The organism is Streptomyces tamarix, from assembly GCF_032423885.1.
GTDB lineage: Bacteria > Actinomycetota > Actinomycetes > Streptomycetales > Streptomycetaceae > Streptomyces > Streptomyces tamarix.
On sequence record NZ_JAWCTQ010000036.1, the window covers coordinates 73,044 to 79,571 of the forward strand.

5 protein-coding genes are annotated in these 6,528 nt (G+C 76.4%); 3 read left to right on the plus strand and 2 right to left on the minus strand.

The genetic code is table 11. From position 1 onward, the window contains the following. Positions 1 to 9 precede the first annotated feature (9 nt). On the minus strand, positions 10 to 1,812 hold the full coding sequence (locus RND61_RS24270; protein ID WP_315880197.1) for a glycoside hydrolase family 35 protein: 1,803 nt from the start codon (positions 1,810 to 1,812) through the stop codon (positions 10 to 12). Positions 1,813 to 2,103: 291 nt separating this feature from the next. Here RND61_RS24270 and RND61_RS24275 point away from each other — a divergent pair, with 291 nt between their 5' ends. From RND61_RS24275 to RND61_RS24285, 3 genes are all read left to right on the plus strand, one after another. Further along, positions 2,104 to 3,453, plus strand: a complete 1,350-nt coding sequence (locus RND61_RS24275; protein WP_315880198.1) for a UDP-glucose dehydrogenase family protein — start codon at positions 2,104 to 2,106, stop codon at positions 3,451 to 3,453. A 289-nt stretch (positions 3,454 to 3,742) separates the two neighbouring features. Continuing rightward, positions 3,743 to 4,429 carry a GNAT family N-acetyltransferase gene (locus tag RND61_RS24280; protein WP_449343282.1) on the plus strand — a complete coding sequence of 229 codons (687 nt, stop codon included), beginning with the start codon at positions 3,743 to 3,745 and terminating at the stop codon, positions 4,427 to 4,429. Positions 4,430 to 4,502: 73 nt separating this feature from the next. Then, positions 4,503 to 4,814 (plus strand): DUF5133 domain-containing protein, encoded by a 312-nt coding sequence (locus RND61_RS24285; RefSeq protein ID WP_315880199.1) that lies wholly within the window; start codon positions 4,503 to 4,505, stop codon positions 4,812 to 4,814. On the opposite strand, the gene RND61_RS24290 is transcribed toward RND61_RS24285, so the two are convergent. After that, on the minus strand, positions 4,752 to 6,528 hold a 1,777-nt coding region (locus RND61_RS24290), incomplete at its 5' end, for a PP2C family protein-serine/threonine phosphatase (RefSeq protein ID WP_315880200.1). The two genes, RND61_RS24285 and RND61_RS24290, sit on opposite strands and share 63 nt — an antisense overlap.

Consider the following 6,528-nt stretch of genomic DNA (forward strand, 5'->3'; position numbering starts at 1 on the left):
CGGTCGGTCTCAGGCGCCACCCAGGTCCGGGGCGCGCCGTACCTCGACGGCCGCGTCCGCGGCGCCGTCCAGCTCCAGGACGGCGATCTCGTTGCGTCCGGCGCGCAGCAGCGGCCACGGCAGGTACAGCGTCCGCTGCGGGCCGCGCTCCTGCCAGTACCGGCCCAGGCAGAAGCCGTTGACCCAGACGTAGCCCTTGCGCATCCCGGGCAGCGCCAGGTACGCGTCGGCCGGCTCGGCCACCTCCAGGAACCCCCGGTGGAACACCGGCCCCACGGGCCCGGGCGCCCCGCCCCGGCCGGCCGCCGGGTCCCGGGGCGCGTCCCACGGGACGCGTTCCGGCGTCCCGTGCCCCAGCTCCACCGCCCGCGCCGTCCAGCCGTGCAACAGCTGCTGGGCGTGCAGCACCTCCCGGACGCCCTTGCGGTCGCCGAGCCCCACCCCGTAGTTGACCCGGCCCATGGACTCCACCAGCAGCCCCAGCCGCGCCCCGCCCGGCGGTGCCGCGATCCCGTCCAGGGACTCGGCGGCGTCCCGCTCCAGCACCCCCGCCGGCCGCCCGTCGACGAAGACGTGCGCCCGGTCGGCGAGCCCCCGCACCGACAGCGTGTACGGCCCCCGGGGGCCGGGGACGCGGGTCTCGTACAACACCAGGCCGTGCGCGACGCCCAACTCCTCGAAGGACGGCGGGGTTGCCGCGGCGACGGGCGGGGCCGCCAGCGCGTCCAGCGCACCGAGGAGAGCCACCGAATCGACCAGCCGCACGCGGCCGGGGGGCAGCAGCGGCGCGGGCGGCTCCGGCTCGGGCGGCGGCCCGTCCGCGTACCGCTCCAGCACCGCGCGGAAGGCGAGGAACTTCTCCGTCACCGCGCCCCGCTCGTCGACGGGCGCGTCGTAGTCGTACGACGTGACGGTCGGCAGGTAACCGGCGCCGGTGGTGTGGTCGGCGGTGTTGGCCCCGGCCCAGGTCGAGAAGTTCGTCCCGCCGTGCGCCATGTAGATGTTGACCGAGGCGCCCGACTCCAGGACGCCGGCCAGCGCCGCGGCCGCGTCGTCGGGCTCCCGCACGGTGTGCGCGGCGCCCCAGTGGTCGAACCAGCCGCACCAGAACTCCGCGCACATCGGCGGGTCGTCCGGTCGCAGCCGCCGCAGCCCCGCGAACGCCTCCCCGGCCCCGCTCCCGAAGTTGACCGTCGCCAGGGTGCCCGGCAGCGTCCCGCCGGCCAGGAAGAAGTCCTCCGGCCCGTCCGAGGTGAACAGCGGCACGTCGACGCCGCGTGCCCGCAGGCCCGCCGCCAGGTGCTCCAGGTAGCCGGTGTCGGTGCCGTAGGAGCCGTACTCGTTCTCGACCTGCACCATCAGCACGTTGCCGCCGCGCGTCACCTGGTGCGCCGCCAGGAGCGGGACCAGCCGGTCGTACCAGCGGTCCACGTGCGCCAGGAAGGCCGGGTCCCCGCAGCGCAGCGCCCGCACCTCCCGGTCGGCCAGGAGCCACCAGGGCAGGCCGCCGTTCTCCCACTCGGCGCAGATGTACGGCGAGGGCCGCACGACGGCGTACAGCCCGGCGTCCCGCGCCGCCCGCAGGAACCCGTCCAGGTCCGCCCCGCCGGTGAAGTCGTATGCGCCGGGGTGCGGCTCGTGGAGGTTCCAGGGGACGTACGTCTCGACCGTGTTGAGGCCCATGGCGCGCAGCATCCGCAGCCGGTGGGGCCACTGCTCCGGCAGGACGCGGAAGTAGTGCAGCGCGCCGGACAGCACGCGCAGGGGACGCCCGTCGAGGAGGAACCCCTCGCGGGACACGGTGAACGGCATGCGGGTCCTCTTCCGTGAACGTGCCCGGCGGCCGCTCCCGCCCCACCGCGCCCGGCGGACGGCGCCCCGGTGGACGGCGCCCGACGGTCAGCGCCCGGTGGACGGCGCCCCGGCCGGGCGGGAGTCTAGCCCTGCCCGGCCCCGCCCCGGAACCGGGCGGTCCGCGAAAGGCCCCGCCCCCCGCGCGCCGTCACCCGGCCGGGGCTCCGCCGGTGGCCGCGCACCTCGGCTCCGGACAGGCTGGCGTGCGGTGCCGGTCCGGTGCCGTCGGGTCGTCCGAGGAGGCTGGGAATGCGCGTTGCCGTCATCGGCCAGGGCTACGTCGGCGTGACCGGGGCGGTCGCCCTGGCCAGGCAGGGCCACCACGTGACCGGGGTCGAGAAGGACCCGGCGCGCCTGCGGTCCCTCGCCGGGGGCCGCGCCCCCGTCTGCGAACCCGGCCTCCAGCAGGAGCTCGGCCTCGCCCTGGGGACGGGACGGCTCAGCTTCGCCCCCGGCCTGTCCCGGGCGCACGTCGCCGAGCCCTTCGAGGTCGTGCTCATCACCGTCGGCACCCCGCCCGCCGAGGACGGCGCGGCCGACCTCTCCCAGGTCAAGGCCGCCCTCGGCGAGGTCGCCGAGCTGCTGCCCGCCCCGTACGCGGTGCTGAAGTCGACCGTGCCGCCCGGCACCAGCGAGCGCCTCACGGCCGAGCACCCCCGGCTCCGCGACCGGTACGCCTACAATCCCGAGTTCCTGAACCAGGGCAGCGCCCTCGACGACTGGTCCGCCCCCTCGCGCGTGGTGGCCGGGGTGTGGGCACCGCCCGTCGTGGACGTCCTCCGCGCGCTGTACGGGGCCCTGGCCTGTCCCTGGGTGGTCACCGCGCCCACCACGGCCGAGATGGCCAAGTACGCCGGCAACGCCTTCCTCGCCACGAAGATCAGCTTCGCGAACGAGTGCGCGCGCCTGTGCGCCACCCCCGACCTCAACATCGACCAGGTGATGCAGGCCGTCGGCCTCGACCCGCGCATCGGCCACGCCTTCCTCCAGCCCGGCCTCGGCTTCGGGGACTCCTGCCTCCCCAAGGACACGGCGGCCCTCGCCCGCTGGGCCGCCTCCCGCGGGCTGCCCACCCCGCTGTTGGACGCCGTCATCGACGTCAACCGCGACCAGGCCGCCCTCGTCCGCGACACGCTGCGCCGGGAACTCGGCGCGGACCTCCCGCGCAGCGAGGTCGCCGTGCTCGGCGCCCGCTACGAACCGTGGAGCGACGACGTGCGCGCCGCGCCCAGCCGCACCGTCGTGCCGCAGCTCCTCGCCGAGGCGGCCGGTGTCCGCGTCTGGGACCCCGCCACGGACGCCGACGAGCTGGCCCGGCTGTTCCCCGGCGCCCGGCCCTGCGCCGACCTGCGGACGGCCGTCCGGGGCGCCCGCGCGGTGGCCGTCCTCACCGAGTGGCCCGAGGCGGTCGAGGCCGACTGGTCGCTCCTCGCCACCGAGCTCGCCGCCCCGGCCGTCGTCGTCGACGGCAAGAACTGCCTGCTCCCGGAGCGCCTGGCGGGCCTCCCGCTCACGTACCGCAGCGCCGGCAACCGCCTCCCCGCGCGCGCCGCGGCCTCGTTCGGCGACGGCGCGCCGTACGCCGCCCCCAGTACCTGACCGGGGCCCGCGTACCCGCTGGTGAGCGCGGTGGAGCCGGGTTTCACCCGCGCGTGTGCCGAGGTTCGCGCGGGGTTCTGTTCTGGGAGGGGCGGTGGCTGCATACTGTTCCTCCTCGCCCCGGTGCCGAAGCGGTCCGTCCGCCCCGCGCGCCTCCAGTGACGCGGACGGTCCCGGCAAGGCGAGCACTCCCCCTCACTCGCGTGCCGCCCTGCCGGCGCGGGAGATCCCCTGCTCCTGGAAGACCCGAGGTTCCGTGCCAGTACCTGTTGTCCTTACTGGGCGCGCCGTGCGCCTGGAGCCGCTGGCCATGCGCCACGCGGAGGGCCTCGCCTGGGCCGGCGCGCAGGATCGCGCCGCGTACGCCTACACCCCGGTGCCTGACGGCCTGGAGGCGGCACACGACTACATCGCCCGCGCGCTGACCGATCAGGCGGCCGGCCGGGCACTCCCGTTCGCCCTGGTCACCGCCGCCGACGGGCGGGTGGTCGGCTCGACCAGATTCCTGGAGCTGGACTACTGGGGCGGCCCCGTGGTGTGGCCCCCGACCACCGGCGTCCCGTACGGCGATCCGCTCACCGCCGTGCCCGACGCCGCCGAGATCGGCAACACCTGGATCGCCGGCTGCGCGCGGGGCACCGGGGCCAACACGGAGGCGAAGCTGCTCATGCTCCGCCACGCCTTCGACACCTGGGGCGTCCGCCGGATCACGCTGCGCGCCGACGCGCGCAACACCCGCTCCCGCGCGGCGATCGAACGCCTCGGAGCCACCTGCGAGGGGGTCCGCCGCGCCCATTCGCGGGGCCTGGACGGCGTGGTCCGCGACACCGCCTTCTACTCGGTCCTCCACGAGGAGTGGCCCACGGTCCGCTCCATCATCGAGCTGCGCCTGTCCGCCACCACTCACCCGCCGGCGCCGTTCCCCCACCCCCACCGGAACCACGACGACGCGGCCGGGCAACTTCTCCTCACCTGACGCGAGGTGCACGTGTGACGGTGGGGAAGCCGGGTACATGCGTGTCCCCGGACCGTACGAAAGGAGCCGTGTCGTGCTGATGGCCCACCCCGCCGTCCTGACGAAGCTGATCGAGGAGTACACCGCGCTCAGCAAGCTCGACGCCCACAACGGCGGACCAGAGGTGCGGCAGCGCCTGGAGGACGTCGCCTACACCCTGTGCGTCTCCACGGGCACGCGGGACATCGACGCGGCGCTCGTCGCGGCCCGTCACCGGCTGCCCGGCGCCCGGCCCGAGGACGACTCGCTGCTGGACGCGCACACGGTGCCCGCCGCCCGGGCCTCAGAGGCCGTCGACGGGCAGCGCGAGGTGCAGCAGGCAGATGTCGTCGCGTCGCGCGGGTGACAGCGCCTCCGTCAGTCGCGTGGTGAGGCGCTCCGCACCGGCCGCGCCGCGCACCGCGTCGCCCGCCAGCCGGGCGAGCCGGGCGAGGCCCTCGGCGAGGTCCTCGCCCGGGCGCTCGACCAGCCCGTCGGTGTAGAGGAGCAGGTGGTCGTCGGGGAGCACCGTGAACCGCTGCTCCTCGTACGAGCGGGCCGCGGTGGCGCCCAGCACGATCCCGGCGGGCGGCGTCAGGTACGCGGCCCGGCCGCCGCGGACGAGGAGCGGCGGCAGGTGCCCGGCCTGCGCCCAGGTCATGGTGCGGTCCCAGGGCCGGTACCGGGCCAGGGCCAGCGTCGCCGTGGAATGGCGGCCCTCCGGGGCGTGCATCAGCAGCGCGTTCAGCCGCGCCAGGGCGTCCGGCAGCGGCGAACCCGTGACGATCATGCCCTTGGCGGTGAACCGCAACTGCGCCATCGTCGCGACCGCGTCGATGCCGTGCCCGGCGACGTCGCCGATCACGAAGAGCCCGCTGCCGTCGGGGAGCTCGACGGCGCTGTACCAGTCGCCGCCGACGCTGAGCCCGGCCTGCGAGGGGAGGTAGAACACCTCCGTCCGCAGCCCGGCGACGGTGAGGACCCGGTCCTGCCGGGGCAGCAGGGCCTGCTGGAGGCGCGCGGCCAGTGCCCGTTCCGCCGTCAGCAGGTCCTGCTGGGCGAGGACCTCCCGCTCCGACTCCAGCAGCGCCTGCTCGGCCCGCCGCAGTGCGGTGAGGTCCTGATAGAGGGCGTGGACCTCCACGGCGGCGCCCTCCGCGTCGGTCACGGGCTCCGCGACGAGCCGCAGGTGCCGCACCCCGGACGGCGTCGTGATCCGGAACGTCCGGTCCAGGGAGTGTCCCTCCCGCAGCAGCCGCGTGGCGGCCTCGAAGCGCGGCACGTCCTCCGGTACGACGTGTGTGGGGAGCTCCTCCCAGGTGAGCGGCGCCTCCGCCGGGTCGCGGCCGAAGATCCGGTACGTCTGCCCGGACCACGTCACCTCGCCGGCGCGCACGTCCCACTCCACCCAGCCCAGGCCGCCGAGGCGCTCCATCTGGTGCCGGCGGCGCGTCTCCCGGGCGATCCCGTCGTGCCGGACCCAGGAGACGACGAGCCGCCCGCCCAGTCGCGCGGCGCGCACCGTCCAGGTGGTCCGCCGGGGCACGCCGGCGACGGCCTCCTCGTACGGGAACGGCCCGCTCTCGTACGGCACGCCCGTGAGCAGCGTGCCGGCGTAGCCGCGCCACAGGTCGGTGCCGGCGACCGCGGGGTACGTCTCCAGGACGCGCCGCCCGACCAGTTCCCCGCCCCGGCGGCCTGCGGAGTCCACGGACCGGGGCGCGGCGGCGTCGATCCGGTAGTCCTCCACCTCGCCCGGGACCGGCGACCACAGCGGGGTCAGCAGCACGGCGGGGACCGGCAGGCCGTCGAACACCGCCTGCACGGCGCCGACGTCCGGCCCGGCCCCGGCCGCGTCCCCCAGGGGCACACGGGCGCGGCCGGCCGACCGCGCGGCCTTGCGCACCAGCGTCCGCGCCGCCGTGTCGAACCCTTCGGGGCCGGACGGGAGGAACCCGAGGACCGTCCCCGCCGCGCCGCCGCCGGAGACCGGCACCCACGCCGCCGCCGGCCACCCCCCGGGACCGCCGTCCCCCGCCGGACCGTCCCCCACCTTGGCCGTCGGACCGCCGTCCGGCCAG

Excerpts from the sequence above, each read along its gene's own strand:
- RND61_RS24270 (WP_315880197.1), bottom strand. The coding sequence starts at position 1,812 with ATGCCGTTCACCGTGTCCCGCGAGGGGTTCCTCCTCGACGGGCGTCCC.
- RND61_RS24275 (WP_315880198.1), top strand. The coding sequence starts at position 2,104 with ATGCGCGTTGCCGTCATCGGCCAGGGCTACGTCGGCGTGACCGGGGCG.